This window comes from Micromonospora sp. GCM10011542 (assembly GCF_042650685.1).
Lineage (GTDB): Bacteria > Actinomycetota > Actinomycetes > Mycobacteriales > Micromonosporaceae > Micromonospora.
Genome location: NZ_JBHSBO010000040.1, coordinates 244,316 through 270,576, shown reverse-complemented (window position 1 = coordinate 270,576; position 26,261 = coordinate 244,316). Strand labels below are relative to the sequence as shown.

The following is a 26,261-nucleotide window of genomic DNA, read 5'->3' as shown; positions in this document are numbered from 1 at the left end:
CTTCCAAAATCCCCGCGTCACGTTCTCGTAACGGGGCCCGGAGCTGCGGAAAGGGCGGTCAGCGGACGTCCATGTTCGAGCCGGTACACCGTTGGCGGCCCACGTCGACCGCGTGTCCGCGTGACGACAACGCGCGCGCTGGTGGACGCAGCGCGACGCCCGCTCGACCCATGGCGAACGTGGCGGCATCGGGTGCGGCCGGATCGCCGGTCGTCACGGGGGTGGCGCCATTGTGGTGCTCGGCGTTCAGCTCGCTGGTCCGCCCTCGTGGCGGTGCCCGGGATCCCGACGGTACTCGGGGCGAAGCTTTGCGCTGGCGAACGCCGCCTTCACCGCTGCGGAGAGCGCGTCGATGTCGTACGCGCCGTGGTGGCGCCGGCCGTTGATGAAGAAGGTCGGGGTTCCGGTGACTCCGCTGAGGTCGGCGGAGTCGACGTCCTCGGCGACCCGGTCGACGCCCTTGAGCTTGACCAGGTGCTCCCGGAATCGGTCGAGGTCCAGGCCGATCTGTTCGGCGTAGCCGAGCAGATCGCTGGGATTGAGGGCGTCCTGGTGCGCGAGAAGCAGGTCGTGCATCTCCCAGAACGCGCCCTGCTCGCCCGCCGCCTCGGCGGCCTCGGCGGCGAGTTGGGCATGCGGGTGGACGTCGGTCAGCGGCAGGTGCCGCCAGACATACCGGACGTTGGCGAAGTCGGCCAGCAGTTCCCGGACCACCGGTTCGGCCTGCCCGCAGTACGGGCATTCGAAGTCGCCGTACTCCACGACCGTCACCGGCGCTTCGCTCGACCCGCGCAGGTGGTCGCGCTCCGGATCGACCGGAGGCATCAGGTCCACGATGCCCTCGGCGACGCCCAGCAGCGCGCGGGCACGACGCGCCGGCGGGAGCCGGGCAGCGAAGCGGAACACCAACCAGGTGACGAGGGACGCACCAATCGTCGCGACGAGGATGCCCAGCTTCGCCTCCTCAAGGGCCGGACCGTGCAGCGCGTGGGTGGCGATCAGCAGGGCGACGGTGAACCCGATGCCGGAGACCGTGCCGACCCCGGCGACGGCGAACCAGCCGACGGGTGGCCGGAACCGGTTGCGGCTGAGTCGCGCCACCAGCCACGAGGTGACCACGATCCCGGCCGGCTTGCCGAAAACGTACGCCGCCACGACGCCGAGCGTGACCGGCGAGGTCACGGCCCTGGCCAGCAGCTCGCCGTCGATCACGATCCCGACGTTCGCCAACGCGAAGAGCGGCACGACCACGTAGCTCGCCCACGGATGGTAGAGGTTCTGCAACCGCTCGTTGGGCGACAGCGCCGCGGCGAGCCCAGCCTGGACTGCACGGGCGAGCTGCGGAGTCGGCTGTTCCCGGAAGAGGCGGAAGCGGTCACTCGCCAGCTGCAGTTCCGTCCGGCCGGGGGCGTAGGCGTAGGTGAGCAGCCCCATCACCAGGCCCACCACGACCGGGTCGACACCGGACTCCGAGACCGCGAGCCAGGCCGCCACCCCCAGCAGCGCGTAGACCGGCCCGAACCGCACGCCGCATGCCCGGGTGAGCAGGACGACGCCGAAGATTCCCGCCGCGGCAAACAGCGCCGTCGGCGAAGGATGTTCCGGGTAGGCGATCGCCAGCACCGCGATCGCGACCAGGTCGTCGATGACGGAGACCGTCAGCAGGAAACCCCGCAACCGATCCGAGAAGCGCGGCCCGAAGACGGCCAACGCGCCGAGCGCGAGCGCGGTGTCCGTGGCCATTACCGCGCCCCAGCCCGTGGCGGTGGCGCGCCCGGCGTTGAACGCGAGATAGATCACGATCGGCAGGAACATACCGCCGAGCCCGGCCAGCAGCGGCAACGCCAGCCGACGCCGCTCCCGTAGCTCCCCGATGTCGAATTCGCGGCGCAGCTCCAGCCCGGCGACCAGGAAGAAGAACGTCATGAGACCGCTGTTGACCCAGGTACGCAGGTCGTGTGACACGCGCCAGTCGCCGAGCTGGATGGAGAACGAAGCACTCCAGAGCGACTCGTACGACGACACGTGCAGGTTGGCCCACAAGAGCGCCAGCACCGCAGCTATCAGCACCACCCGTGCACCGCCGGTCTCGGTGCGCAGGAACGAGCGCAGCGGAGCGTTGATCCGGCCGACCCAGGCGGTCCGGGTGGACCATCCCCCGTGCGGGTTCTCACGCGTCACGGGGACAATCCTCCTCGACCTGATCGCCACCTGGTTCGGATTCGGGCACAGGCAACCGGCCGATACGGGACCGGACGATCTCTGCCTAGCCAGAGCAACAGGAGCCTCACCGCCACGGCGGGTACGGCCAAGGCGGGGCCGGTCGTTGTCGACGGTGGCGGGCCAGTACGGCGGCGACCAGCAGCAGCCCGGCAAGCTGGTCGAGCGGGGATCATCCCAGCGGCCAGAGGTCCCGTCGTCGATGGGTGTGGTGGCAGACCGAATGGCGTAGGAGGCCCGGCGGATCTGCCTAGTCGACGTTGTCCGCACCAGGCGCGGTGCGGAGGTAGAGGAAGTCCGTCACGCCGATCATCCCAACGAGCCGTCGCGCCTGCCTCGACGGGCCGATCATGCGTTCACCTGGTTGACCTGCCCGCCAGGTTCAGCGGGTTCGACTCAGCCACTCCCAGGCGCGGCGGAGGCCTACCTGCACCGGGTCGTCACCCGCGGCCTCGGCCTTCCTGGCCGGCGTGTCCTCGCCCGGCTCGTGCATTTCGGCACCGGACACCGACAGCACGACCCCCCGCTCGTACAGGTCGGCGATCTGCTCCCGGTGGGCGAAGCGGTGGGACCCGTCCGGCTTCGGCGGCGCAACGATCACGCCATGGAGGATGTCGGCCCGTTCGTCGGCGAGCACGTGCTCGACCACGCCGACGGGTGCCGAGTCGACGTCGTAGACCCGGGTGCCGACGGTGAGCGCGAGATACGAGACCTTCGCCCCGAGATCCTCCACGACGCTCACGTTACCCGCCGCCTGATCACCATGGGCCCATTCATTCGTGGTCGGTGCAGACGCCAGGCGGTGCGCGGCGGGCAACCGCCGCGCCCACCTTAGGGCGGGTCACCCCGGACACCACATGCCGGTCACGCCGTACGCACCCAGCCGAGGGTCTCCATGGTGGAGAGGCTGGTCGCCTTGAGCCCAGCGTCGGAGACGGTCCAAAGCACTCCGTCGACCACCAGAGACCGGCGGATCGGAGTCAGATCCTCGGGACGCCCCGTGCCCCGCGTGTGGTCCACCGTGCCGACCTCGGTGAACCCGCCGTCGCCGACCCGCAGAGCCAGCGCCACGTTGCTCGGCAGGCCCGGGCCGGGTTTGCTCACGGCGTCGGCGCCGTGGACAGTCAGTGGGACCACGACCAGGCGTTCGGCCGGCCAGTAGAGGAACGCATGCGGGTCGAACTCCGCCTCGGAGTGCCCCTGCTTGACGTGATACTGGGCGATCCGGGTCGGCTTGGCCGGATCGGAGACGTCGAAGAGCGAAAGCTGGGTGCCCTGGACACGGCCCTGGTCGGACGCCTCCTGCCCGACACCGAGCAGCCGTCCTTCGCCGGCCGGGTGCAGGTACGCCGAATACCCGTTGATCTTCAGTTCGCCGGTCACCTTCGGCGCCCCCGGATCACGCAGGTCGACGGTGTAGAGCGGGTCGGTCTGCCGGAACGTGACGACGTACCCGCTGCCGGCGACGAACCGTACCGCGAATATCCGTTCCCCCTTGCCCAGCCCGGTGACCTTGCCGACCTGAGTGAGCGCCGTGCCGTCGGCGCGCAGGACGTACACGCTGGACGTCGAGTTCGGCTTGTCGCCCCAGGTACGGCCACTGGTGGTGGCCACTCTCAGGTGCCCGTCCCACTCGGACATGGCGTACTGGTTGATGAGCCAGCCCGGTACGGACGCGGCGGCGACGTAGCGCGGGGCACCCGCGCCCGAGATGTCGAACTGGTAGATCTCGGTGGCTTCGTCCCTGGGATCGGGTGCGATGTTCCGCCTGGTCAGCATCGGCAGCACCCGCCAGCGCTGGTCGTTGGCGACGTACAGCCGGGGTCCGTTGCTGTAGACGGTGTCGCCGTCGGCGATCACGGTGACCGGGTCGCCGGCGCCGAGCGTGGCCACGCCGAGGTCGAAGCTGAGCACGGTCACCAGCGACGTGCCGGAGTAGGTGGCCGGCCGGCTCACCCGTTCGCAGCCGACCCGTCCCGCGCTGGTTCGCCCGCCGGCGGTGACCTCGTACCGGGGCAGCCAGTCGTCGGCGGTGGCGTTGTCGATGATCTCGCGGTTGGCGGTGGTGCGCTGCTCGTCGGTGGCCCGTTCCCGGTGCGGGAAGTTCAGTCGGGGCGCGGAGCGGACCACGACCCGGACGGTGGTGCCCACCTGGCGGGCGTCCACCAGATCGCCGTCGATCCGGTATTCGCCGATGACCCTCGGCGCGCCGGTCAGGTCGACCATGATCAGCTGGGGCCCGACGATGCCGTTCGGCATCGGAGACTCGACCGGCGCGCCTCGCTCGGGGACGGCTGGTTTCGCCCACCCGTCGCGGCGCAGCACCAACGCCCGGTCACCGTGCAGCAGCAGCGCGTCTTCGCCCCCGCCGAACCGATCGGCACCCGGTGCCAGGTCCAGCTCTCCGGTCAGCCGGCGGGTGGCCGGGTCGACCACGTACAGCTTGCCGCGGCTCACCGTGACGATCCGCTTGCCGTCGGTCTTGACCAGGTCCGGTTCATCGGCCCCGACCTCGTGCGTATTGGTGCCCGAGTAGCCCTTCGCCATCGCATCCGCCGGCCCCGCCGCGGCGGGCGCCACAGCCCGTTCGGCGCGGCCGAAGGTACGGATGTCCCCGTTCGGCCCGAACCCCCAGGGCCCGACGTACGCCTTGGCGGCCGTCTTCAACTGCCTTAGCGCCTCCTGACAGGAGTCGAACGCGACGAGCCGGATCCCGCCGGCCGGCACTCCCCGGTCACGCGGCGGCGCGGGGACCGGGTCCGCCGTACAGCCGGTGACCAGCGCCAGACCGGCGACCATGGCCAATCCGATGACGCGAGCTGGAGTCATGACTCGGGGGACGCCGGTGGCGGCCGTTGGATTCATGCCCCCTACGACGTGGCTACCCCGGGCTGCGTTCCCATCACGTCAGATGCCGCGCTGGGGGTGTTGGTCGCTCAGGTGGAGGCGCGGCCCATCTCGGCGAGGATGCCCGTGCCCTGGCCGAGCTCAATCAGGTAGCCGTCCGGATCACGCAGGTAGCACCGGATCTCGATGCCGTGGTCCTTCGGCTCGGTCAGGAACTCCCCGCCCCGTGACCGCCACAGCTCGTAGACCGCCCGGACGTCGGTGACCCGGACGTTCATCGCGCTGCTCAGCGTCCGCGAATCAGCCGGCGCCTGGGCCTGCACATCCGGCTTGTCGTCGGTCGGACCACCCTCGTCGTTGATCACGATGTAGCTGTTGTGGAACCGCAGGATCGCCGGCAGGCGTTCCCGTATCACCTGCGCTCCCAGCACACGCTGGTAGAACTCCCGTGAACGGTCCACGTCCCGCACGATCAGCAGGTGCGTCAGCACCAGCCCAGCCTCCGGCTGGAAGTAGTCGGGCGCCTCGCTGGCCATCACGCCTCCCCCGGGGTCCGGTCGGCACGGCCTACCCACGTACGGCTCCGGCACACCCACCGGCCCGCTGCAACCCGTCACCATGACGGGTGTCGGCTGTTACCGTCGGGCCCGTGCCCGCCGACGACATCTGGCATCGGGTCCGGTCGGCCCGGGTGGCCCGGCTGAGCACCGTCGGAGCGGATGGGCGTCCACACCTGGTGCCCGTGTGCTTCGTACTGCTCGACGATGTCGTCTACCACGCGGTCGACGAGAAGCCCAAGCGCCACCGGCGGCTGCGCCGGCTGGAGAACATCCGGGCGACGGGGCATGCCTGCCTGCTGGTCGACGAGTACGACGAGGACTGGTCGCGGCTGTGGTGGGTCCGGCTGGACGGGTGCGGCCGGCTGGTGGAGGACCGCGCGGAGGAGGCCGCGGCCTGCGCGGCGCTGGCCGGCAAGTACCCGCAGTACGTCCAGCGGCCACCGGCCGGGCCGGTGATCGCGATAGCGGTGACCGGCTGGTCGGCGTGGTCCGCGGCGGACGCGGCAGCCGACCAGGCCGGGTGAGTGTCGGTTCGGAGGGTCAGCGGGTCGGAGCGAGGGCGTCGAGCACCTCGTCGGCCCGGCTCAGCGACGCCTGCGCGTCGGCGCGGGGTGAGCCGATCTCCGGATCGAAGTTGAGGTCGACGAACACTTCGGTAATGCCGGCCTCAGCCAGCCTCCCGAGATCCGACCGGATCTGCTCGAGTGTGCCGGTGAGAGGCTCGCGCTCGGGCGGGCCCGCCGGGCGTACGCGGACCGCGCCGCGGCAGACGAATCGCAGTGAGCCGGGATCGCGGCCGGCCTCCGCAGCGGCGGCCTTGACGGTCGCGACCGCCTCGCCGATGCCCGTCAGGTCCGCCTGGCTGCCACTGACCCAGCCGTCGGCGAGCCGGCCGGCCCGGCGCAGCGCGGCGGGCGCCTGGCCGCCGAGCAGGATCGGCGGGTGTGGCCGCTGCACGGGTTTCGGCTCCAGGCGCGTCGGCGGGACCTGGTAGAACTCGCCGCGATGCTCGGCGACGCCGTCCTGCCAAAGGCGCGGAGAACGGCGAGGAACTCCTCGGCCCGCTGGCCCCGCCGATGCTTGCTCGCACCCGTCGCCTCATACTCCTCATCCGCCCAGCCGAGGCCGAGCCCCACGTCCAGTCGTCCGCCAGCGAGGATGTCGAGAGTCGCGGTCTGCTTGGCCAGCAGCACCGGAGAGACGAACGGCATGTTGAGCACCGCCACGCCGAGCCGGACCCGCGTGGTGTGGGCCGCCAGGAACGCCAGCGTGATCAGCGGGTCCTGGACGCTGTGGTAGGTCTCGCTCCAGCCGAGGTCGGCGGGGACCAGGAGCCGCTGGAACGTCCAGAGCGAGTGGTATCCGAGCTGCTCGGCGCGGCGGGCGACGTGGACCATGCTCTCCGGTGTGGCCCACGAGCCGGAGACGGGCGGGGCGAATCCAACCTCCACCCGCGCACCGTACCCGGATCGGGCCAGGACGTGGCTCGGTTCAGGGCCCGACGCCGCGGGCCACCGGATGAAGCAGCCGCCGGATGTCCTTCGGCAGCTCGGATTCCAGGCTCTCGACGTCTTCGGGGCTCACCGCCTCGCGCAGGGTCGTCAGTACGGCGCGGGCGCACTCAGTGGGCCGTTCCTCATCCGTTCCCGCGCGGACCCCTACCTCGTGGAGGAACTTCACGAGGTCGAGCCGTTCGGCGAAGTCCACTTCCTTGTGCAGGTACCCACGCAACTCCTCGGGGAGCTGAGTGGCCAGGTACCGCGCCTCGCCGCCACTGACCCCTTCCGACAATGTCGTCAGCGTGGCTCCGACGATCTTCGCCGCCTCCGCCGCCGGCATGCCCGCCCGCTTCCCCACCGCTTCGAGAAACTCGGCGTAGTTCACGAGTTCTCCTCCCCGGTCCAGTCGCCAGCGGCGTACCCGGGTGGCGACGCGGGCACACCTGCTCCTGTCTCAACTGTGCGAGCTACGAGCCGGGGCGCTGCCCGCCACCGGGACCCACCGGTTCGAGCACCTGCCGGAACTCCTTCGGAAGCTGGGCCACCGCGTCCTCGAACTGGTCACGGGTAACAGCCTCCCGTAGCGTGCTGAGCACCGCGCCGACCCCGGCACCAGCGAGCGCACGGTCGACGTCCTGGCGGTCCCCTACCCGCCGCACAAACTCTTCGAGCCCGAACGACGTGGCATGTTCGTCCCTTCTGTGCGGTGGCGGCTTGCGCAAGTGATCGTCAAGCCCATCCGGGAGCTGATAGGCGAGGTTCTCCGCTTGGCCGGCGCTGATCCGATCGGCCAATGTCTGCAACGTGGCGCGGGTGAGTATCGCCGCCTGATCCTCCGGCACCTTGGCCCGCGTGGCCACTGCGTTGATGAAATCCTGGTATTCCACCTGATTCTCCTCACCGGCCCGATGGATGCCGAGCGAACTGGTACCTCGACAGCCTCCGGGGACAAGGGGTGACCCTGCCTCATCCCCATCGGGCGAGTTGCCGGAAAAGGCATCACAGGGCCGGGGTTAGCGGCGCAGGCGGCGGGCGCAGGGGCCGTCGTGGTCGGCGCGAAGCAGGCAGCGCCGGCCGCCGGGCATCAGCAGGTCGCAGAAGACCCGGTGGCGGAGGTACTGCTGATCCTCCTCGGACACCGTGGTCTCCCCGGGGTCGGTCGTCGGCAGCACGGACATCCAGCGGCCGATAACCCGGGCCAGGCGTTGTGCGGCGGGCAGGTCGGCGGCGGTCACGGGCAGGTGGATGACGTACCGCTGGCTTCACGGCCTTTTTTCAAGACCTCCTTCTCCAGCTCCAACTGGGCGACCTGACGCCGCGACCGCAGCAGCTCAGCCCGCTCATCAGCGGCCAGGTCACTGCGCCGGCCGCCATCGCGTTCCTGCCGCAGCTGCGCGACCCAGTTACGCAGGGTCTCGTGGTTGACGCCCAACTCCCGGCAGACCTCGCGGATCGTGCGACCGGAGTCGAGCACCAACGCCGCAGCCTGGCGGGGGAACTCCTCGGGGTACTTGCTCTGTCGAGCCACAGCGGTTTCCTCCTCCTCGGCAGGATGCCGAGTCAGGAGGTGTCCGGGTCTCAGGGGGTCACTTCAGATCCGGATCGCGGTCTCGAAAGTATGGTCCTCGTGCGCCCGCATCGACAGGTTCGCGGAACCGTGAAGGCCGTCCGCCCAACCACGAAAACCTTCGCGTGCAGAGTCTCGTGGACATAGAAATGGACGTCCTGCCCGAACCATCCACGCAGAAGCCTGGCCGACATCGCACCGTTTCGGCTGTTGTTGACGGCAAGCGCCCAACGAGGCGAGCACCAGGTCGAAGAAGCTGCACCATAGCCTCATGATCTGACAGCGCAAACCCTTGTCAGGAAACGCGATCAAGCCCGTGAACTGCGAGGACTGGTTCGGTCGCTCGGCTGACAGGGCCTGACAGGGCCCTGTCAGGCCCTGTCAGACTACGAAGAGCCGTCGTCGTCGAATCCGGGGTTGTCGGCCGCCACCGGCTGACCGTGGTCGGTGGCCGGGTCGGAGATTCCCACGCGGTTGGTGGCGCCGACCGGCAGCCACACCGCTTCGGCCGGGTTGGTCTCGTGGAGGCAGATGGGCCGCGGCGGGCGCGAAGTAGGTGTCGAAGACGTCGTCGCGGTCGTACTGATTGCCGACGTAGACCAGCGGGGTGGGGCGGGGCAGGGCCGCCAGCGCGGGGGGTCAGCGGCGTCGATGGCCGCGTCGGCGACCGGGAACAGCAGCGGCACGGCGCCGGCAGTCGGGCAGAGGGCTGGTTCGCAGACGGTGACGGCACGGGCTGGAGGTGAGCGGCGCGAACCGCTGGGATAGTTCCCGCATTCTGGCTTGGTAGCGGCGGTGGACGGCGGTGAAGCTGCGGGCACGCGGGAAGGCCCGGGTACGGCTGGCTGGCTGTCTTAGGTGGGCTGGCAACTGGCCCAGCGCGGACAGGTAGCGACGCCCGTCGAAGTTGTACGCCACCGTGGTCACGTCCTGTGGCGACAGGCCAGCCTTGTCGAGCAGCCAGGCGACGGCATGCGCCGGGTAGGCCTTGCTGCGCTTGACGCCGTCGAGCCGTTCCTCCTCGACGAAGCCGGCCAGATGGCCATCGACCAGCAGGGGTCTGCTGCACCGGAAGGTGACGGCAGAGATGGCTCGCCTCGCGGGCGGGTCGAAGGAAGCCGTCGCGCCCGGGCCTAGCTCCGGACCAGTTCCGCGATGGCGTCGTACGTGTCGCTCGTGACCGCGAAGCGCTAGTGACGGCGGAGCGCGGAAGCGGATCAGGTGGCGGAGCAGGTGTGCCAGGTCCTGCGCCGGGCCACGTCTGCCTCGCCGACACGCTGGCACCCGGCTGCGGCCGGCTACTTCTGGCAGCGCGGAGCGCCCGGACCGGCGAGTCCAATGAGGGGGTGCTCCAGAACTGCCCTCTTGGGCTGAGCCACCGAAATCTGCCCGACCTGCCGAAAGAATGGGCCGATCATCGGCAGTTCACTGGCCCAAGGCCGCCGCGGCCCGTCAACTGACCTGTTTCATTGCCTTGGGGAGGCGTGCCACACTGGCGATGCTGCTTCGGAAGGTCGCGCAGATCAGGGAGGATCGCCAGTGACGCCGAGAGCCCGCAGGCCCGAGTCGGCCGAACCGCGACCCCAGGCCCACCTCGCACCTCGGCGTAGCCTTCCCCACGGCAAGCGGATCTTCGACCTCAATCTCTCGGATCGGGTCGAAGGGGTGTGGGACGAGAACATCCCGCTCGTGCAGCAGACGATCATCGAGGGAGTCGGAATCAGCGCCGACACCCTCAGCGACAAGGGAGTCCTCGAGAAGTTGTGTGACGAGCTGTGCCGGACGTTCCAGCTGACGCTCGTCGAATCACACTTTCACACGTTCGACCCTGGGATCTCCGGCGTGTACATCCTCGGGGAAAGCCACCTGGCTTTCCATTCCTGGCCGGAGAAGGGCTACATCAACATCGACATCGTCACCTGCCACAAGCGCGGAGTGGATCCGGTGCGGCTTTCTGACCTTTTCGTCGAGTTGTTCAAGCCCACCAGTCTCCGCTGTCACAAGATCTACTTCTGAGCGCCACATGCCGGGCGAGCGCAGGTTTAGCGCGGAGACCGACGCGGTGCGATATGCGACTCCCGCAAGGCTCGCCGATCACATCGCGCCTCGTCGGCCGGAGAACGATCCGTCGCTCGAACAGTTCCTGATGCAGTCTGGGAGCCTCGCCTATCAGAGTGCGACCGTCGGCAGGATCTTCGAGGGGAGGAGTGTCCTCTTCCTCGGCGACGACGACCACGTCTCGGTCATCGCCGCAGCCTTCTACGACCTGACGGTGATCGTCTATGAGGTCGACCCGCGAGTCGCCGACAGCCTGCGCGGTTGGGCGAGCAGGTTGAGCCTGCGGAACTACCGGGTGGTCGTCTCGGACATCCGGTCGATCGAGCGAGAGGCCGGCCAGCCGGCCGGGGCATTTTACATCAACCCCCCGTTCTCCTCCAAGAACGGTGGGCACGGGCTGAGGTACTGGGTGAGCAAGGCCCTCCAGTTGTGCACGCCTACCTGTGAGGGCATCGTCGTCATGCCCGCTAACGAAGACCTTGACTGGGTCAACCACAACTGGGTGTCGGTGCAGAGGTTCCTGTCCGACAACGGATGCCGGATCCTGTCTGTCGGCGAAGACCAGCTGCAGACCTACGACGGCACCAACGACGAGGGAATGCGGTCGCAGAACCTGCACGTACGACGGATCGATCCGAGCCGTGTTCGCGAGGAGCCGATGCGAGGCGGGGAGAACCTTTACAGATAGGAACAGGGCGTGGTGATGCAACGTTTCCGCCGATTGCTGCCGAGAAGAACAACGCGCCGTACTCTTCTGCTGGCGGTCTACGTGCTGCTATCAGCGACTGTCTTCGCTGCCGCCGTTGTCGGCCTGACGCTCGCCTTCCACCGCAAGGGAACCTCGACCTTGGAGCAGCTGAACTGGGCCTCGCAGTCGATAGTCGGTATCGTCGCACTCGCAAGCATCGTGTTCGTCGGTATCCAGATCTCGGATGTCCGGCGATCGTTGGGAAGCAGTGCTTTCGAGGCTACGGCCTCGCGAATCCTGGAGATCACCCGACTCTCACTCCAGTTCAAGGACGAGTACGCCGAGCTTCATCGTGACGGAGAACCGTCACTGGGTTCCAAGCTCCTAGCCGAGGCGTATCTCGACATCCTGGACACCGAGCTTGTCCGACGGCGGGCTCTCCCTGATGCGTGGGCAGACGAATTGCCGTCGCTGAACGACTGGATCAAGGATCTCTTCGTCGAGCTGCCCGGGCTCAGGTTCGTGCTGTCGCACAGGCGGAGCTGGTATTCCGGCGAGCTCTTTGCGATGATGCCTGGCGCACCGCCGGCGGAGGAGGAGAACACCCCTGTGACCGACGAGGTGGCTTCTCCCTTGGGTCACCCGCTCACGTCAGGTTAGAGATCGGTTGTGCCCGCCACGTGGTCCACAGGGGTCGATAACCCATTCGGCTCCAGAAGGGGGCGGCCAGGGGGTTGGCCACCGCGTAGTGCAGCAAGGTGGCCCCTATGTCCTCCCGGTCGAGGTGGGCGTGTGCCGCGCGCGCCAGCGTCGTTCCGATGCCACCGCCCCGCTCTTTCGACACGACGCCCATCGACCCCAGGTAGACCGGCCGGTGGGCGTCGACGTAGGACTCGACCCACCCGCTCGCGTGCCGGCTCGATGCCTTGACGAATCCAACCGCCTCTCCGCCGCGCTCGGCCAGCCATATCCAGGCGCTGCCGGTTTCCAGGACCCTCGCGATCTCCTCTCTGAGGAGCGCCGCCGTGCGAGGCCGGAGGACTACTGATCCGAACGACGCGTCGTATGTCATCAGTTCGGTCCACATGTCTGCGACTCGTTGACCGTCCCGCTGCTCAGCTCTTCTGATCGAGACGTCGCATTCGGTGAGTGACTCGCACTGCGTGGAGCGCCCCTTCGGGCGGACGGCCAGAACAGTGTAGGGATGGAAGCCGTGGGCGGCCAGGACCGGTGCGCAGGCGTCGTCCCTGCTGGGCCAGGTCAAGGTGACGCAGGAATCGGTCGAGAAGTGCCGCTCGTCGCGGCCGGCTGTCAGCTTCAACTCCCGGAGTATCGCATCCAGGGCGGTTGGCGCATCGGCGGGTGCGACAAGGGCGCGCACCTTCAGCTGTTCGAGGGGACCCCAGGTCGCGTCCAGAGAGCCGACGTCTCGACTTGTCTCTCGTACGTCTGCCAGACCGGTCAGCTTGCCGTGCCTGTCGCTGACGGTAATCGTCGTGGTTTCCACGCTGAATTCGGGACGCTTAGGCAACAGCGGGTCGAGGTTTCTCCAACGAGTGACGGCCACGTCACGAAGGCCGTCCGCTCGTGCTCTCCAAGCCGGATCCACGCCTGTCAGGATACGGCCACTTCTTGACTGGGCAGGACCCCCGTTCGGCGTGTTCGTCGGTGGTCGGAGCGCCCGCATCGCGAATCGATCTCTGTGGACCACCGCGGCGGGGAGCCGGGGAGGGGCGGGAACCTGCGGGCCGGCCGAACGGGACACCGGCTCGCTCGCACCGTTACGATCCGCAACGGAGGAAGCACAGGTCGAGCGCGAGGGCTTTCTCGATAGAGCGGCCACAGTGTCGCGGATTCGGCGGGCGCGGCGCCCAGGGTTACACCCTGGCTTCATCGGCCGGGACGTCTCGGGCCACTGCCCTAACCGAGCGACGTTGACGGATCAGGCTGCGTGGGTGGTGGGTTGGCCCCAGCGTTGCTGTCGTTCGCTGCGGATGCGGGCGCGTTCTCGGCGTTGGGCGGCCAGGACGTCGGGGTGGCGGGCGTTGGCGTTGCGGCCAGCGCAGTTAGGCCTGCAGTTTCCGGGTCAGCGCGGGGTGGTTCGGGTGGTTCGAGCCGGCGATGACGAAGGTGCGCAGCGGCCCGATCTGGGCCTCGATCGGGTTGGCCCAGGAGGCGGTCACGGCCGGTGATGTGGGGTAGATGGCCAGCAGGCCATTGGAGCGCGATTGGTGCATAGCTGGCTTCACCCCTGGGGAGAGAATCCCGTAGGGAGTCTGGATAGGTTGATCTTGCTGTCTGGTCGGAGGCGGGCCGGGTTTGGCCAGGTCAGGGGCCTGACAGGGCGGCGGCAGAGGACTCGCATCGGATCTCGTGTCGCAGACACCCCCAAGCGAGCCCTCAATGCCGTACCCGAACGCGGCCCGGAACGAGCCGTCTTAATCAGCGTTCGCGGCTCATGAGATCGAGACGTTCGTCCGGGCGATGCCCGGATGCCACGGGCACCTCCGTGGCTCATGCTCGCAGGCGGTGCTTGTTCAGACTCGGAAGGCCGCCGGACACGGTTTGCCCGCTGCCGTCCGGGTCGCTTCGGCCCGGCTTCTGCAGGGCCCCTGGAACCCGCCGTCCGGCGAGGTCTTCCGACCACCTCCCGTGCTGCGCCCGTTAGCGGCCGCACGATCATCATCGGAGCCGGCACAACGGCCAGTTGGCGTTGCAGATCGTCGGGTTGTGTCAGCGGCGCAGCCGGCGGGAGCACTCGCCGCCGTGGCCGTCGCGGAGCACGCAGCGCCGCCCACCGGGCAACCGCACGTCGCAGAAGACCCGGTGGCGAAGGAACTGCTGGTCCTCCTCGGAGACCGTGGTCTCCCCCGGATCGGTCATTGGCAGCACGGACATCCAGCGGCCGACGACGCGGGCCAAGCGTTTTGCGGCTGGCAGATCGGTGGCGACCACGGGCAGGTGGATGACGTACCGCTGGCTCATCGGGCCCGGCCCTGGTCGGCCCCGGCGTGGTCGGACTGCCAGGTGCGCAGCGCGAGCTTGATTCGCGCGGTCTCCCGGCGGCTCTCGGCGAGTCCGTCGTGCAGCGCGGCCATGGCGACGGCGACCCGGTCGAGGAAGGCGTACACGTCGTCGGGGTTCAGGCCGCGGCGTCCGAACCGGGTCGGTGGGAAGCGGCGCTCACGCACCTGCCATGGCAGCAGGCTGAGGTACGCGGCGGAGCGGTAGGTCGTTCCACCTCTTGCCTGGTCCGGTCGGTGGCTACTGGCGTTCATGCCGTGCCTGCCTTTCTGTCGCGGATGGACGGGCCCAACCGCCCTTCCGGCGCGGACGAAGAGACCCCTACCCGGCACTGCAGCTGCACTCAGCAGTGCGGCACCAGGGCTGGTCAGCGCGGGTGTGTTCGGGGAGGCACGGCGAGCGTTCGGGGACCGACCAACTGCCGTGCTGTGGTCAGCGTGCGCCAGTCGGCATTCGAAATGCAACGTTCCAGGACGCAATTTCGCCAGTGTGCATTGACTTTCTTTCCTGAAACCCGTAGGAGTTGCAGGAACAGGTCAAGCAGTGTTGCGCGACGGAACCAGGGAGTGTGCGGATGGCCGACGACATCGGGTCGACCGTGCCGCGCCGGCAACTCGGCCGACTACTGCGGCAGTTCCGCAACGAGGCCGGGGTGACGCTCGACGCCGCCGCCGAGGCCCTCGAATACAGCCGGCAGAAGATCTGGCGCCTCGAATGCGGCCAAGGCTCGGTCCGGGTGCTCGACGTCAAGGCGATGTGCGAGCTGTACGGGGTGTCGCCGGAGATGACCGAGGCCATGCGCGGGCTGGCCGCAGAGACGAAGTCAAAGGGCTGGTGGCACGCGTACGGAGACGCGGTGCCGAGCTGGTTCGAGCTCTACGTGGGGCTGGAATCCGCCGCAGCACACCTTCGGCAGTACGAGGAGACGCTGATCCCCGGACTGCTCCAGACTCGCCAGTACGCGCTCGGGCTCGCCCGACTCGACCGTCCCGCAGTGAGCGAGGACGAGCGCGAGCGGGCGGTCGAGGTGCGCCTGCAACGCCAACGGCTGCTCACTCGACGGCTCCCCCAGCCACCGCAGGTCCATGCGATCCTGTCGGAGGCGGTACTCCGCCGCAGCGTCGGTGGCCGAGGTGTGATGCTCGGGCAACTCGGTCGACTACTGGAGGCTGCGGAGCTGCCCAACGTCACCGTGCGGGTGCTGCCCTTCGCCGCCGGTCCCCACTCCGGCGCGGTCGCCGGCTCGTTCGTGATCCTCGACTTCCCCGCGACAAAGGGCGGCCGGGCGGCACCCGAGCCATCGATTGCCTACAGCGAATCCCTGACCGGGGCGCTGTACCTCGACAAAGCCGACGAGCTGGCCGCGTACCGGGGCGCCTGGAAGAGCCTGGATGCGCTCGCGCTCGATGAGGCACAATCGACCGACATGATCAAGACGATCATAGGGGAGCTGCGGCATGACTGACCCGACCGACGCCGTCTGGCGCAAGAGCACCCGCAGCGGCGGCAACGGCGGCAACTGCGTTGAGGTCGCCACCAACATCGCCAACATTGTCGCCGTCCGTGACTCCAAGGACGCCACAGGACCGCTACTCACCTTCAACGCGCAGGCATGGACCGAATTTCTCAGGGCTGCCAAGCGCGAGGGACGCGTCATGCAGCCTTCAACGGTTGGTCCCAGGTTCGGATGAGCTAGCGGATCGAGTTCGGCTCGGTGGCGTCAGCCGACTCGCCCATCTCAAGCTGGCAGACCGTCGCCTGGTGGCGGCACTCGTCGGCGAGATCCTGCTGCCCTTCGGACTGCTCCAGGTCTCGGGCCAACGCATCGAAGGCATGACGGGCCTGCCCAAAATCACCTGCGAGCATCAGAAGGTTCGCGAGATCCACTCGTAGCGCCACGACCTCGGTGGCGAGAAGTTCACCGCCCTGCGGCACCGAGCGCAGGGCCCGCTCCAACACCTCGGCTGCCTGCACGAAACGCTCATTCTCAGCGAGCTCCCTTGCCTGCGCCCGCAACTCCGCCAGCCCCTGCCGGGGCCTCTGCGGCGGCACGGACACGGGAGCGGGGAACCGAGCAGCACCGGCGAGCTTCTTGCTAGTTCGAGCGCCCACCACCCCGCCGCCGTCCAGGAATGGCTCAAGCAGGTGACGAACCTCGGCAGCCGACGCTGGCCTTTCCGCTGGATCCTTGGCCAGCAGACAGTACAGAAGGTGCCCCAGGTCGTCGGGCACGTCCGATCGATACTCAGTGATGATGGGAATCGGCGAATATAGGTGACGGCGCATCATGTCCGGGGCGTTCGCCGCCTCATAGGGAGGGTTCCCACCAAGCATCTCGAAAAGAATGCAACCCAAGGCGTAAAGATCGGCAGCAGGCCCGACAAGGCCGCCCTGGGCCTGCTCGGGTGCGATGTAGGTGGGGGTGCCGAGCGTGCGGCCGGTCGCGGTGAGGCGTGACGCTTCGGCCCCGCCGAGCAACGCGGCTACGCCGAAGTCGAGCACTTTGACCACCCCCGAGGGGGTGATCATGAGGTTCTGGGGCTTCAGGTCACGGTGTACGAGGGAGGCGGCGTGGGCGGCCACGAGCACAGAACAGACCTGCGCGGCGATGGAAGCCGCCTCGGCGACAGGCAGTTGTTCCTGCTCGGCGATGTGGTCGGCGAGGACAATTCCCGGCACGAGCTGCATGACGAGGAAGAGATCTTCACCGTGTACGCCCAGGTCGTATACGGCCGGCACGCCGGGATGGTCGAGCCTGCCGGTGGCTCTCGCCTCCCGCCTGAACCGCTTGCCCGCCGTCTCACGCTCGTCCTCCGGCACCTCCAACTGCCGGAGGAATTTGATCGCCACCGGCCGGTCGAGACGCTCGTCGAAGCCGGCCCAGACCTGTCCCATTCCTCCGCGACCGACCGGATACGTCAACTCGTACCGGTCACCGATGCGATCCCCCGCCTGCACCTACAGCCTCCCCGCATCGCACGTTGGCCCCGGCTGAGCAGGGGCCGGCATCAGGTTAGCTGTCGCTGTACGAGCCGCCCGGTCAGGAACGGGCTGGGCGTGCCGTGCCAGAACACCGCGAGCTCGTCGCGCGAACGGGTGGCGGCGACGAAGAGCAGCGAACGGTCGCGCTGGCGTTCGCGCTGGTAGCGCTTCGGGTCAGCGTCCCGGTACCTGCTGATCATCTGCCGAGGCACAAGGCCGTCGCTGACCCCAGCGATGATCATGCGCTGGTACTCAAGGCCCTTGAACCGGTGCATCGTGCCGATGTGCACGCCGTCAGGTCGCTTCGGGCCATCGGGGCCGATCTCCACCACCTCCAGGCCGTCGGCCTGCAGCCGGTTCATGACGTCCGCCGCCAGGTCCTTCGTCGGCACGCAGATGGCAACAGAGCCGTCCGCCGGATTGCCCCAACTGCGCAACTGCTCGACGATCAGGTCCCGTTCCTGCGTCCAGGTAGCGGCACCGCGGAAGACCGGGCGGCCGCCACGCAGCAGCGACCGGTAGCCGGCCAGGTTCTCCTCACCGCCGTCGAGGTCGTCGTACACCTCCCCGGTCATGATCTGGAGAGCATCGGCGAGGATCTGCCGGGTGGTGCGGTAGCTCAGGGTGAGCCGGGACGACCGACCGCGGATGTTGACGCCGAGGCTGCTCAACGTCACGTGGTTGTCGTAGATGCGCTGGTGGGTGTCGCCGGTGAGGAACATGTCGTCCGGGCCGGGCGCGACCATGGCGCGCAGCATCTTCCAGTGCGCGGCGCTGAGGTCCTGCGCCTCGTCGACCACCACGTGCCGGTAGCGCGGCCGGTAGAACCCGCCGGACGACTCACCGGCGATGCCGGTGTTCTGGCCTGTGCGGTCCATCTCGAGGCGGGCAGCACGTTGTGCCACCTGACGCCACGTCCAGACACCGCGGTTCTCCAGCCAGGTGGTGAAGCGTTCGGTCAGCTGCCAGATCTGGTCCCGCTCGATCCGGTTGAGACTGCGGCCACGGTTGGGGCGGCGAGCCTTGAAGTAGTCCGTCCGTGAGTTGAGCACCTGGCCGAGGATCACCTGGGTCCACTCGGCGGCAAGGAACTCCGCTTCCCAGGCGGTCTCGCCGGTCTCGATGAGGAACTCGTTCCACAATTCGGGGACACGGTTGTCATCCACGACGCGTCGACTGCCGCCCGACTTCGCCTCGGCCACCACCCGGCTGGCCAGCCGGTCGATATTCACGATATCGACGCGGGCCACCAGGTCCTGCCCACCCAATGCCATCAGCCGGGTGCGCAGATCAGCCGCGAGGTTCCGGTTGAAGGTGGTGAGCAGGATCGGCTTGTCCGCTCCGGCCGGCAGTTGGCGGGCGAGGTGCGCCACCCGGTGCAGGGCAACGATCGTCTTGCCGGTACCCGGCCCGCCACCGACCCGCGCCGGACCGCTGTACCTGCGCTCGACCAGCTTCCGCTGAGTGGGATGCAGGAAGATCTGCCACCGCTCGAAAGCCTCGCCGAGCATCGCCTGCAGCGCCTCGTCGTCGGAGGTCACCTGAGTGGCGGGGCGTTCCACCGCCGCCTCGAAGTCCTCGGGGTCGACCGGCTCGTCGGCGCGGACCGGGTCGGTGACCTGTTGGAGCACGTCGTCGTAGGGGGTGCCGTCGAAGAGTGCGAAGAGCACGTCGGTGGTGAGCTGCGGTGCCCGGTCGAGCAGTTCCAGCAGCTGCGCCTCGGTGGTCAGTTCCCGGATCTGCGGCAGCAGCGGCTCGGAGACGCCGAGCTCCAGGAGCTGTGCGTCGGTGTACGCGTCGAAGAGCGGCTTCTGAGTGGGCTCCGGCTCGGCGTCGGGCGGAACCACCCGGCCGATGATGCTGTCGCCGACCGGCGCCATGTCAATGACCTCGATGCCGCCGGTAACCCGGTTGATGCGGTACGCGTACCGGGTGAGGTCGTCGTACACCTCACCGCGGTGCTTGACCGCGACGAGCAGGTAGTCGCGCTCGGCGATGTGCAGCAGCAGCGCGCGGTAGTCCTTGTTGACCCGGGCGGACATCAGCCGGGAGTCGCTGTTGAGCGCCTTCAGGTTGAGCCCCGGATTCTCCGGGTTGTGCCGGAACTTGTGCATGAACTCGTAGACCGCTCCGATGTCGGCGCGGGTGAGCTTCATGACCTCCTTGTCGGCGCGGTCCAGCATCCGCAGGGTTGTTGCTCCGGTGCTCATCGACGTTCTCCCCCGCTCGTCGCCTTGATCTCTGCCGCCAACTCGTCAACCGACCATTCCCGAGCGGTACGGGCGTGCCAGCCCGCGTCCGCGTACGCCCGGTCGCGATCTTCCGTTTCCGGGTCGTCGGACGGACCGGTGAGCACAATGGCAATCCGCCGGTCGGGCCAGGCAAGCTCAGCCTGCCAGCCCTGGTCGCCCAGCTCGTAGCCGACGACGGGTGCGGGCAGACCCTGCCGGGCCAACTGCTGGACGAGCTGTTCCAGGGTGTTCTCGTCGGGGTCCAGGTAGCGCAGAATGTGCCGCCACGGCGACTCCTTGGCGAGCGTCTCGGACTCCGCGGCCGTGGCCTGCGCCGCGACGCCAAGCCATGTTGCCGTCTCCTCGTCGAGCGGCAGTGCGCGTTGAGCCAACACGAGCCCGGTGCCCTCGGTGACGGCCATCGAGGCCGGCTCGAAGGCGTCGAGGTTGGAGACGGCGAGCTGACCTGCGTCGCCGCCGCCATTGCCGAGGAACTGGATGAGGTTGCCCCACGCCAGCCAGGCAGCCCAGCGTTCCTTGTGCCCCGCCCCGGCCACGGCAGCCGGCAGGTCGTCGAGAACGGTAAGCGCCGACCACGTCGGCAGGGGCTTGCCGCGCCCGTCGACGACGAGGACCACCGGGCAGTCCGCGTTGTCCCGGGCGCGCGCGATCATGATGTGGCGTGCGGTCGGCCCCGGAAGGGGCTCCCCGCGCAAAGCGGCCAACAGCCGCTCTGCCACGCCGTCGGAGTCGGTGGCAGTGTTGTCTCGGGCCTGCTTGAGCATGCCCGCCAGGGTCGCTTCCGCCCGACGCTGCCATCGAGTGAGATCGGGATCGGCGAGGAAGCGCATCAGTTGCTCGATCGGATTGACCCAGATGGTCTCCTCGAGCTCGTCCGGGTCGACGCCGGGAAGGAACTGCCGGTATCTCTCCCGGGCCGCCTGCTTGCTGACGCCGCCGTACGGGGTCCACCGCCCCTGCCCGTCGGTGCCGCCCCACGTCTTGACGTCGTCCCAGGTGGCGGCGAAGACCAGATAACCGTGCGCGCGCAGCCGAGACCGTTTCTCCGCGTCGTCGGCGAGACGGTTGTACTGGGACGAGGCGTGGTACTTGAACCCGTCGAGGTAGACAGCCACCTCGGGGGACGGGGCATCCAGGCGTTTGAAGTGGACGTCGGGCCGAGTGCCTCGAACGGTGTTCTGCAGCTTCATCTGCCAGTGGGTGACGCTCTGGCCGTTGTCCCGAACGAACCGCAGGTCGGCGATGCGGGCACCGTCATGATCGGTGCGCCGGTCGATTCGCAGGCCCGAGTCGGGTGTCTCGCCAAGCGTCAGCAGCTTGGTGAGGAAGCGCATCTCCAGCTCGCTTTCCACCTGGTGGATCAGCGAGATTTCATCCGTACGGGTGCCCTCCTCGACGTCCCAGCTGTCGAGGAGCTTGTCCAGCATCCCCAGCGCCTCGTCGCGGCTCATCAGGGCGAAGTGCTCGTTGCGCGCATGACGCAGGAGACAGCGGTGACACACCGCCCTGCCTTCGTGTCGACAGACGCAGTCGGCGATCCGCTGCCGTGCCAGTTCCAGGATCGCGCGGAACTCCTCCGGCTTGGCGAGGCGGTGCAGATAGCCAGTGCCCTGCGGCTGAGTGTCGTAGACGACCACGAAGTTGCGCGTCCCGTCGCTCTGCCCGTCCGGCATGGTGGCCGACACGGCCTGAAGGTGCGCGGGGTCGCCGCCGTACTGGGCGGCGATACCGAGGCGGATAGCGGCGGCGAACGACGCGACGCGCTCCTGCACCACGGCGGTCGCGGCGGGGATCAGGATGCGCAGCGCCTCGGTTTCCAGCTCGTGGGCGAGGATCAGGTCGACATGGGCGTCCGGTGCAGCCGGCGAGCGCCGGTAGGGACACCAGGGCCGGTGGTGCTCGGCCCCCTTCACGACGGTCGACCCGGAGGTCTCTGCGGCGAGTTGCTGGCTCATCGCGGGGACGCCGTCGACCGTGGTTCCCCCGCAGGAGGTGCAGGTGTGGAACCGGTTGATGCGCACCTCTTCGCCGGCGAAGAGTTCAGCCGCCCGGTCGTAGCGCTGGGCACCGAGGTTGAAGTGACGGATCATCGCGTGCCGGCTGTAGTCGACACCGAAGGTGTCATGAGCATGCCGCCAGGACGAATCGACCTTCGCCGGGTCAACGTCAACGGCAACGGTGGTGGCGTAGAAGCGCCGGTCCCGGTCGTCGCTGTCGTCGCGGATACGGGCGTCGTCGCGCTTGTCGCGGCTGAGCACTCGCGTCGGTTGAAGCACCTGGAACAGCCGCCCGTGATCGGCGATGCCCGGGTCCGCGCAGCGCGGGCAGGCGCTGGTGTCCTCCTTGGCCAGGTGGGTACGGACGTAGCCGCACTGCGCGCAGACGCGCCACTGCTCGTACGCCGGACGGTCCGCCCGGCCGACGTCGAGCCCCGAGATCTCGTGTTTGTAGCCCCGCACGTAGTAGCTGTTGCCTGGGGCGATCTCGACCAGTGCCTGGCGGGCGGGGCGCGCGTACTCGCGGAGCTCGCTGTGGAACCGCCGGTCGCCGTCGGTCTTGTCCTCCCAGGTCAGGGTGGCTTCCAGGTCGGTCCGGCTGTCGATGAGCGCGTAGTTCGGCAGCAGACCGAACTCGACCATCGTGCCGTGGGCAGCCGCCGCGCTGACCTCCCGCAGCCGGCGACGGACCGCACCCTCCTCCGCCTTCAACATCTTGATCTCGCGGGCGTGGTCCGGGTCGCTGGGCACCAGCGTGCCCCGGGCGGTGGCAAGCTCCTGCATCCGACGACGCAGGTCGGCCAGCCGAGACTCCCAGATTTCGTCGGCTTCCTTGACCCGGTGGACGATGCCGTCCACCGCGAACTCACGTAGCTGATCGGCGGCGACCCGCAGGACCTTGTCGCCGAAGAGGGTCAGGAACTCCTCCGCCAGCCGGCCACCGTCGCGACGACCAGCCTCGGCGAGGCCGGTCAGCCAACCGGTCGGACCGAACAGCACGTGCGCCCGCCGTGGCATCGGCAGCACTCCGGCCAGGCGGCCGCGGGCGGCCAGGTCGATCAGGTGGGCGAGGTACTGACGGCGCAGGATCTCCACGGCGGAGAGGAAACAGCCGGGCGGGACGATCTGGCCGGCGATCATGTCGCGCGGGTCGGTGAGGTAGTAGCGATCCCGCTCGGTCCGCCCGACCAGGGTCAGCACCAGCGCGTTGCCGCTCTTGCGGCCGGCGCGGCCCGCCCGCTGGACGTAGTTTGCCGGGCCGTGCGGGAGCGACGCCAGCACCACCGCGGAGAGGGCACCGATGTCGATGCCCATCTCCAGGGTGGGCGTGCAGGAGAGCACGTTCGGGTCGGTGTAGCGCTCGCCGTCGCGGAACTGCTTCTCCACGGTCTCCCGTTGGGCGCGGGTGAGCATGCCGGTGTGTTCGCCGGTGACGACGCGGAACACCGGGCTGTCCAGGTAGAGCCGCCGGTAGTAGTCGTCGGGCGCGGTGTCGTCGTGGGCGGCCTGGAGCTGACCGCGGCAGCGATACTGGCGGCAGGGCTGCCCGATCCAGTCGGCTACCCGATCGGGGTGCTCCGTCTGCTGCCAGTGGCAGGTGTCGCAGCCGACCCCGGCCGTCACAACGGACGCGTCATCGAGACGGGTCACCCGCAGGTGGCCGGGCATCAGCCCATACACCGTGTTGCCGTCCTCGGTGTCGCCGACGGCGACCACGTCGGCGGCGGCGAGGGCCGGCAGCAGCCGGGTAAGGAAGCTGGCCGCCTCGCCGTGGTCGAGGCCGAGGCAGCGCGACGTCCAGTCCTGGTACCAGTTGCCGCGCGCGGTGATGACGTCGAACTCCGAGCGGGACTTCGGTGTCGCGAGCAGGAACGCCGGCGCGGACAGACCCTTCGGGAACGCGGGCATGCCGGCGGGCCGGCCGCCCCAGATCTGCCACCGGGTGCCGCCGCGCTTGAGGTACGGCACCAGCCACTCGTGGTAAACGGCACCGCGGGTACGCAGTCGTTCCAGCAGACCGCGGAGGAAGGCGAGGTAGCGGGCGTCGTCCGGCGGCGTTGCGGCGATGTGACCGGGGCCGGTGAGGTGGACGTCCCGGCAGATCGTGGCGGCTCGCGCCGGGTCGTCGAGGGCAACCTCGACGGCGACGCTGCGGGTCAACTCCAGGGTGCGGCCCTGGCGGGAGCGCAGACCGGTCTCCATTACGGTGGCGAAGACGAGCCGTTCGCTGATCAGCTCCCAGGTCTCCCGGCTGCCGTTGTGCTCACCGGCGAGCAGGCTGTCGACACCGGGCTGGTCGTGCAGGTCCGGCGGCACGACGGTGGAGAGGATCTCCGGCTGCGCTGCCGCCTCGATCATCTTGGCGAAGAGGTCGTCGAGCCCGATCGACTCCCCGGCCTTCAGCCGGCTGGCGAGCAGGGAGCGCAGGGAGAACGAGTAGGACCGGTTGGCGACGAAACCGGCGCGGTGCGCGGCGTCCTGGACGGAGTCGTTGAAGAGCAGCGTCTTCTTCTCGGCCTCGTCGAGCTCCCCGCCGGTGAAGAGTTGCGTGATCGCCACCGAGGCGAGGGTGGCCAGGCCGGCGCCGAGGAAGCGGATACCGTGGTCCAACTCGCAGGACGGGCAGCGGTCCTTCTCGGCACCGTCGATGTCCAGTACGTCGCCGAGCACGACGATCGCGTCGTCGGTGCGCTCCCGGTCGCGTTGTTCGTCGAAGGGGCGCACCCGACGGCCGTACTCCAAAACCAGCAGGCCACGGGTGCGCTGGCGTACCTCGTCCTCGGTCGCGGCAATCAACGCGCGGACCCGGCGCTTGTCGCGACCGACGCTGGCTCGGTAGATCTTGTCGGGGTCGGTTTCCAGCTCCTGCGGATCCTTCTCCGGCGACAACGCCATCCAGCCGGAGCGGCCGCAGTGCCGGCAGTAGATGGCCGGCAACCGGGGGTAACGGTTGTCGGCCACGACCACGTCGGTGCCGGTGGCGTACGGGTCCAGTTCACGCGGCGCTTCGCCGTACCAGCCGAAAGCGGCCTGGTGGGAGGTGCCGCGCAGCAGGCGGGAGACGGCGCGTACCCACAGGTGGGTTTCGATGTTCAGCAGTGGGCGGCCGGGAGCTTCCGGGTTCTGCGCGACGGAGAGCAGGCCGACGAACCGGGCGAGGGCCTTCGCCGTGATCTCGGGTGGGGTCTTCATCACGCTGCCCCAGCCGGTGGCGTTCTTGCGGGGCAGCACGTCGATGATCTCGTCGAAGGTGCACGGCCTGGCCTGGAGCGAGTCGAGCACCGCCTTCGTCAACGGATGCTGACGCAGCAGGTCACCGAGGCGCGTCGGATCGTCGAGGCAGCGCTCGCCGACGACCAGCTCGGCGACCTTGGCCATCATCGCCTCGGTGTTGCGATCGTCGACGGCCGCGAGCTGCTCCGGGGTAGGTAGCGGCAGGCTGAAGTCCTGGCGGGCGATGAACTCCCCGGCCTCGTACCGGTCCTCCCCCACCAGCGACCCGGGGTCGAAGGGGATGCCGAAGACCTGCTCGGCGACCTCACGGATCGCGGTACGACCGTCGCGGCCGCCGCCCTCACCGAGCGTGGCAGAGGTGGCCACCGGGCAGATCGGCCCGAGGGGCCGCTCCGGCTCGTCGAGGTCGAGCGCGGCGGCGAGCCGGCGCAGCAGCATCGCCACGTCAGTGCCCTGCGCGCCGTCGTAGGTGTGGAACTCGTCCAGCACCACGTACGCCGGCTCGGCGCCCTCCCAGAGCGGCAGGTCGTCGGCGCGCTGGAGCAGCAGGTCCAGCATCTTGTAGTTGGTGATCAGGATGTCCGGTGGCGTACGGCGCATCTCCGACCGCTTGGTGAACACGTGCGGGTACTCGATGGCCGCGACGTCGCCGATGTAGAGACCGGCCGTGACCTGGCTGAGCGCCGGGTCGGTGAGCAGCTCGTTGATGCGCTGCGTCTGGTCCGTCGCGAGGGCGTTCATCGGGTAGAGCAGGATCGCCTTGACCCCGGCCTTCCCCTGCTGCTTCTGCCGCCGGCAGTGGTCGAGCACCGGGATCAGGAACGACTCCGTCTTGCCCGAGCCGGTGCCGGTGGTGATCAGCGTGGGCTCGGCCGACTTGCCCTTCGTCGACAGGCGGGCGAACGCGTTCGCCTGGTGCAGGTAGGGGGTGAAGTCGGCCGGCGCCCAGTCCAGGTGCGCCCGCCAGTCGCCCTCCGCCGGGCGGAAGGGCGTGCGAATCCGCAGGTAAGGACCGCGGTAGATGCCCTGCTCCGGGTGGGAGAGGAAACCCTCCAGGCCTTGGCGCACGCCGTCCTCGGTCAAGCCGAAGGTGGTGGTCAGGTACTGGGTGAGGGTCCGACGCAGGGTGTCGGCGGCGATCGTCGGTCTCATGAGCGGATCACTGCCGCATGCTACTTCACCCCTTACTGGCTCTGAGCTGCCCGACAGCCTGGAGCACGCGTGAGTCAGATTCGCGACACCGCGCTCTGTCGATCATCACCTACGCTGCGACGACCCGAGACGAACTACCGGTGTGCTCCTCTTGATCACTAGCCGGAACAAATGAGGTGAC

The 26,261-nt window shown here is 68.8% G+C and carries 20 protein-coding genes and 3 pseudogenes; 6 read left to right on the top strand and 17 right to left on the bottom strand.

Annotation, left to right across the window (positions count from 1 at the left end; all coding sequences use genetic code 11):
• Positions 1-246: 246 nt before the first annotated feature.
• The 4 genes from nhaA to ACFOW4_RS14680 all read right to left on the bottom strand — a co-directional run bounded on the left by nhaA (position 247) and on the right by ACFOW4_RS14680 (position 5,603).
• Positions 247-2,181 carry a Na+/H+ antiporter NhaA gene (gene nhaA / locus ACFOW4_RS14695; protein WP_377527893.1) on the bottom strand — a complete coding sequence of 645 codons (1,935 nt, stop codon included), beginning with the start codon at positions 2,179-2,181 and terminating at the stop codon, positions 247-249.
• Between the two features lie 421 nt (positions 2,182-2,602).
• Positions 2,603-3,037 (bottom strand): PRC-barrel domain-containing protein, encoded by a 435-nt coding sequence (locus tag ACFOW4_RS14690; RefSeq protein WP_377527891.1) that lies wholly within the window; start codon positions 3,035-3,037, stop codon positions 2,603-2,605.
• Positions 3,038-3,084: 47 nt separating this feature from the next.
• Positions 3,085-5,019: a beta-propeller domain-containing protein gene (locus tag ACFOW4_RS14685; RefSeq protein ID WP_377527890.1), complete on the bottom strand. Its 1,935-nt coding sequence runs from the start codon at positions 5,017-5,019 to the stop codon at positions 3,085-3,087.
• Between the two features lie 137 nt (positions 5,020-5,156).
• The gene (locus ACFOW4_RS14680; protein WP_377527889.1) at positions 5,157-5,603 is read right to left on the bottom strand and encodes a VOC family protein; all 447 of its coding nucleotides are present in this window, start codon (positions 5,601-5,603) and stop codon (positions 5,157-5,159) included.
• A 113-nt stretch (positions 5,604-5,716) separates the two neighbouring features.
• On the opposite strand from ACFOW4_RS14680, the gene ACFOW4_RS14675 reads away from it, so the two are divergent.
• The gene (locus tag ACFOW4_RS14675; RefSeq protein WP_377527887.1) at positions 5,717-6,151 is read left to right on the top strand and encodes a TIGR03668 family PPOX class F420-dependent oxidoreductase; all 435 of its coding nucleotides are present in this window, start codon (positions 5,717-5,719) and stop codon (positions 6,149-6,151) included.
• 280 nt (positions 6,152-6,431) lie between these two features.
• Here ACFOW4_RS14675 and ACFOW4_RS14670 read toward each other — a convergent pair.
• The 6 genes and pseudogenes from ACFOW4_RS14670 to ACFOW4_RS14645 all read right to left on the bottom strand — a co-directional run.
• Positions 6,432-7,024: pseudogene (locus ACFOW4_RS14670) on the bottom strand (TIGR03619 family F420-dependent LLM class oxidoreductase); the annotation flags it as partial.
• A 94-nt stretch (positions 7,025-7,118) separates the two neighbouring features.
• On the bottom strand, positions 7,119-7,511 hold the full coding sequence (locus tag ACFOW4_RS14665) for a DUF2267 domain-containing protein (RefSeq protein ID WP_377527886.1): 393 nt from the start codon (positions 7,509-7,511) through the stop codon (positions 7,119-7,121).
• Between the two features lie 82 nt (positions 7,512-7,593).
• Positions 7,594-8,013: a DUF2267 domain-containing protein gene (locus tag ACFOW4_RS14660; protein ID WP_377527885.1), complete on the bottom strand. Its 420-nt coding sequence runs from the start codon at positions 8,011-8,013 to the stop codon at positions 7,594-7,596.
• 126 nt (positions 8,014-8,139) lie between these two features.
• Complete coding sequence (locus ACFOW4_RS14655; protein WP_377528178.1) at positions 8,140-8,373, bottom strand: hypothetical protein; 234 nt, start codon at positions 8,371-8,373, stop codon at positions 8,140-8,142.
• The gene (locus tag ACFOW4_RS14650; protein ID WP_377527883.1) at positions 8,358-8,654 is read right to left on the bottom strand and encodes a transposase; all 297 of its coding nucleotides are present in this window, start codon (positions 8,652-8,654) and stop codon (positions 8,358-8,360) included. Before ACFOW4_RS14650 ends, ACFOW4_RS14655 begins: the two co-directional genes overlap by 16 nt.
• 558 nt (positions 8,655-9,212) lie before the next feature.
• Positions 9,213-9,421, bottom strand: a pseudogene (locus ACFOW4_RS14645) (hypothetical protein); the annotation flags it as partial.
• A gap of 811 nt (positions 9,422-10,232) precedes the next feature.
• Between ACFOW4_RS14645 and speD the strand changes: the two are divergent.
• Genes speD through ACFOW4_RS14630 form a run of 3 tightly spaced genes read left to right on the top strand, consistent with a single transcriptional unit; the run spans position 10,233 to position 12,099 of the window.
• Entirely contained in the window at positions 10,233-10,709 is a 477-nt protein-coding gene (gene speD, locus ACFOW4_RS14640; protein WP_377527882.1) for an S-adenosylmethionine decarboxylase, read from the top strand.
• A gap of 7 nt (positions 10,710-10,716) precedes the next feature.
• Positions 10,717-11,439 carry a bis-aminopropyl spermidine synthase family protein gene (locus ACFOW4_RS14635; protein ID WP_377527880.1) on the top strand — a complete coding sequence of 241 codons (723 nt, stop codon included), beginning with the start codon at positions 10,717-10,719 and terminating at the stop codon, positions 11,437-11,439.
• A 9-nt stretch (positions 11,440-11,448) separates the two neighbouring features.
• Entirely contained in the window at positions 11,449-12,099 is a 651-nt protein-coding gene (locus tag ACFOW4_RS14630; protein WP_377527879.1) for a hypothetical protein, read from the top strand.
• Here ACFOW4_RS14630 and ACFOW4_RS14625 read toward each other — a convergent pair.
• The 4 genes and pseudogenes from ACFOW4_RS14625 to ACFOW4_RS14610 all read right to left on the bottom strand — a co-directional run bounded on the left by ACFOW4_RS14625 (position 12,086) and on the right by ACFOW4_RS14610 (position 14,717).
• Positions 12,086-13,048 (bottom strand): GNAT family N-acetyltransferase, encoded by a 963-nt coding sequence (locus ACFOW4_RS14625; protein WP_377527877.1) that lies wholly within the window; start codon positions 13,046-13,048, stop codon positions 12,086-12,088. The two genes, ACFOW4_RS14630 and ACFOW4_RS14625, sit on opposite strands and share 14 nt — an antisense overlap.
• Positions 13,049-13,381: 333 nt before the next feature.
• Positions 13,382-13,643: pseudogene (locus ACFOW4_RS14620) on the bottom strand (IS630 family transposase); the annotation flags it as partial.
• A 529-nt stretch (positions 13,644-14,172) separates the two neighbouring features.
• Positions 14,173-14,424 (bottom strand): hypothetical protein, encoded by a 252-nt coding sequence (locus tag ACFOW4_RS14615; RefSeq protein WP_377527876.1) that lies wholly within the window; start codon positions 14,422-14,424, stop codon positions 14,173-14,175.
• Positions 14,421-14,717, bottom strand: coding sequence for a DivIVA domain-containing protein (locus ACFOW4_RS14610; protein WP_377527874.1), 297 nt, complete (start codon positions 14,715-14,717; stop codon positions 14,421-14,423). The genes ACFOW4_RS14615 and ACFOW4_RS14610 overlap by 4 nt, the downstream gene beginning before the upstream one ends.
• A gap of 320 nt (positions 14,718-15,037) precedes the next feature.
• Between ACFOW4_RS14610 and ACFOW4_RS14605 the strand changes: the two genes are divergently transcribed.
• A complete protein-coding gene (locus ACFOW4_RS14605) occupies positions 15,038-15,928 on the top strand; it encodes a helix-turn-helix domain-containing protein (protein WP_377527873.1) in 891 nt (296 codons plus the stop codon).
• Positions 15,921-16,154, top strand: a complete 234-nt coding sequence (locus ACFOW4_RS14600) for a DUF397 domain-containing protein (protein WP_377527871.1) — start codon at positions 15,921-15,923, stop codon at positions 16,152-16,154. Before ACFOW4_RS14605 ends, ACFOW4_RS14600 begins: the two co-directional genes overlap by 8 nt.
• A gap of 1 nt (position 16,155) precedes the next feature.
• On the opposite strand, the gene ACFOW4_RS14595 is transcribed toward ACFOW4_RS14600, so the two are convergent.
• Genes ACFOW4_RS14595 through ACFOW4_RS14585 form a run of 3 tightly spaced genes read right to left on the bottom strand, consistent with a single transcriptional unit; the run spans position 16,156 to position 26,080 of the window.
• The gene (locus ACFOW4_RS14595) at positions 16,156-17,421 is read right to left on the bottom strand and encodes a protein kinase (RefSeq protein WP_377527870.1); all 1,266 of its coding nucleotides are present in this window, start codon (positions 17,419-17,421) and stop codon (positions 16,156-16,158) included.
• Positions 17,422-17,471: 50 nt separating this feature from the next.
• Positions 17,472-19,655, bottom strand: coding sequence for a UvrD-helicase domain-containing protein (locus tag ACFOW4_RS14590; protein ID WP_377527869.1), 2,184 nt, complete (start codon positions 19,653-19,655; stop codon positions 17,472-17,474).
• The gene (locus ACFOW4_RS14585; RefSeq protein WP_377527867.1) at positions 19,652-26,080 is read right to left on the bottom strand and encodes a DEAD/DEAH box helicase; all 6,429 of its coding nucleotides are present in this window, start codon (positions 26,078-26,080) and stop codon (positions 19,652-19,654) included. Before ACFOW4_RS14585 ends, ACFOW4_RS14590 begins: the two co-directional genes overlap by 4 nt.
• Between the last annotated feature and the right edge of the window lie 181 nt (positions 26,081-26,261).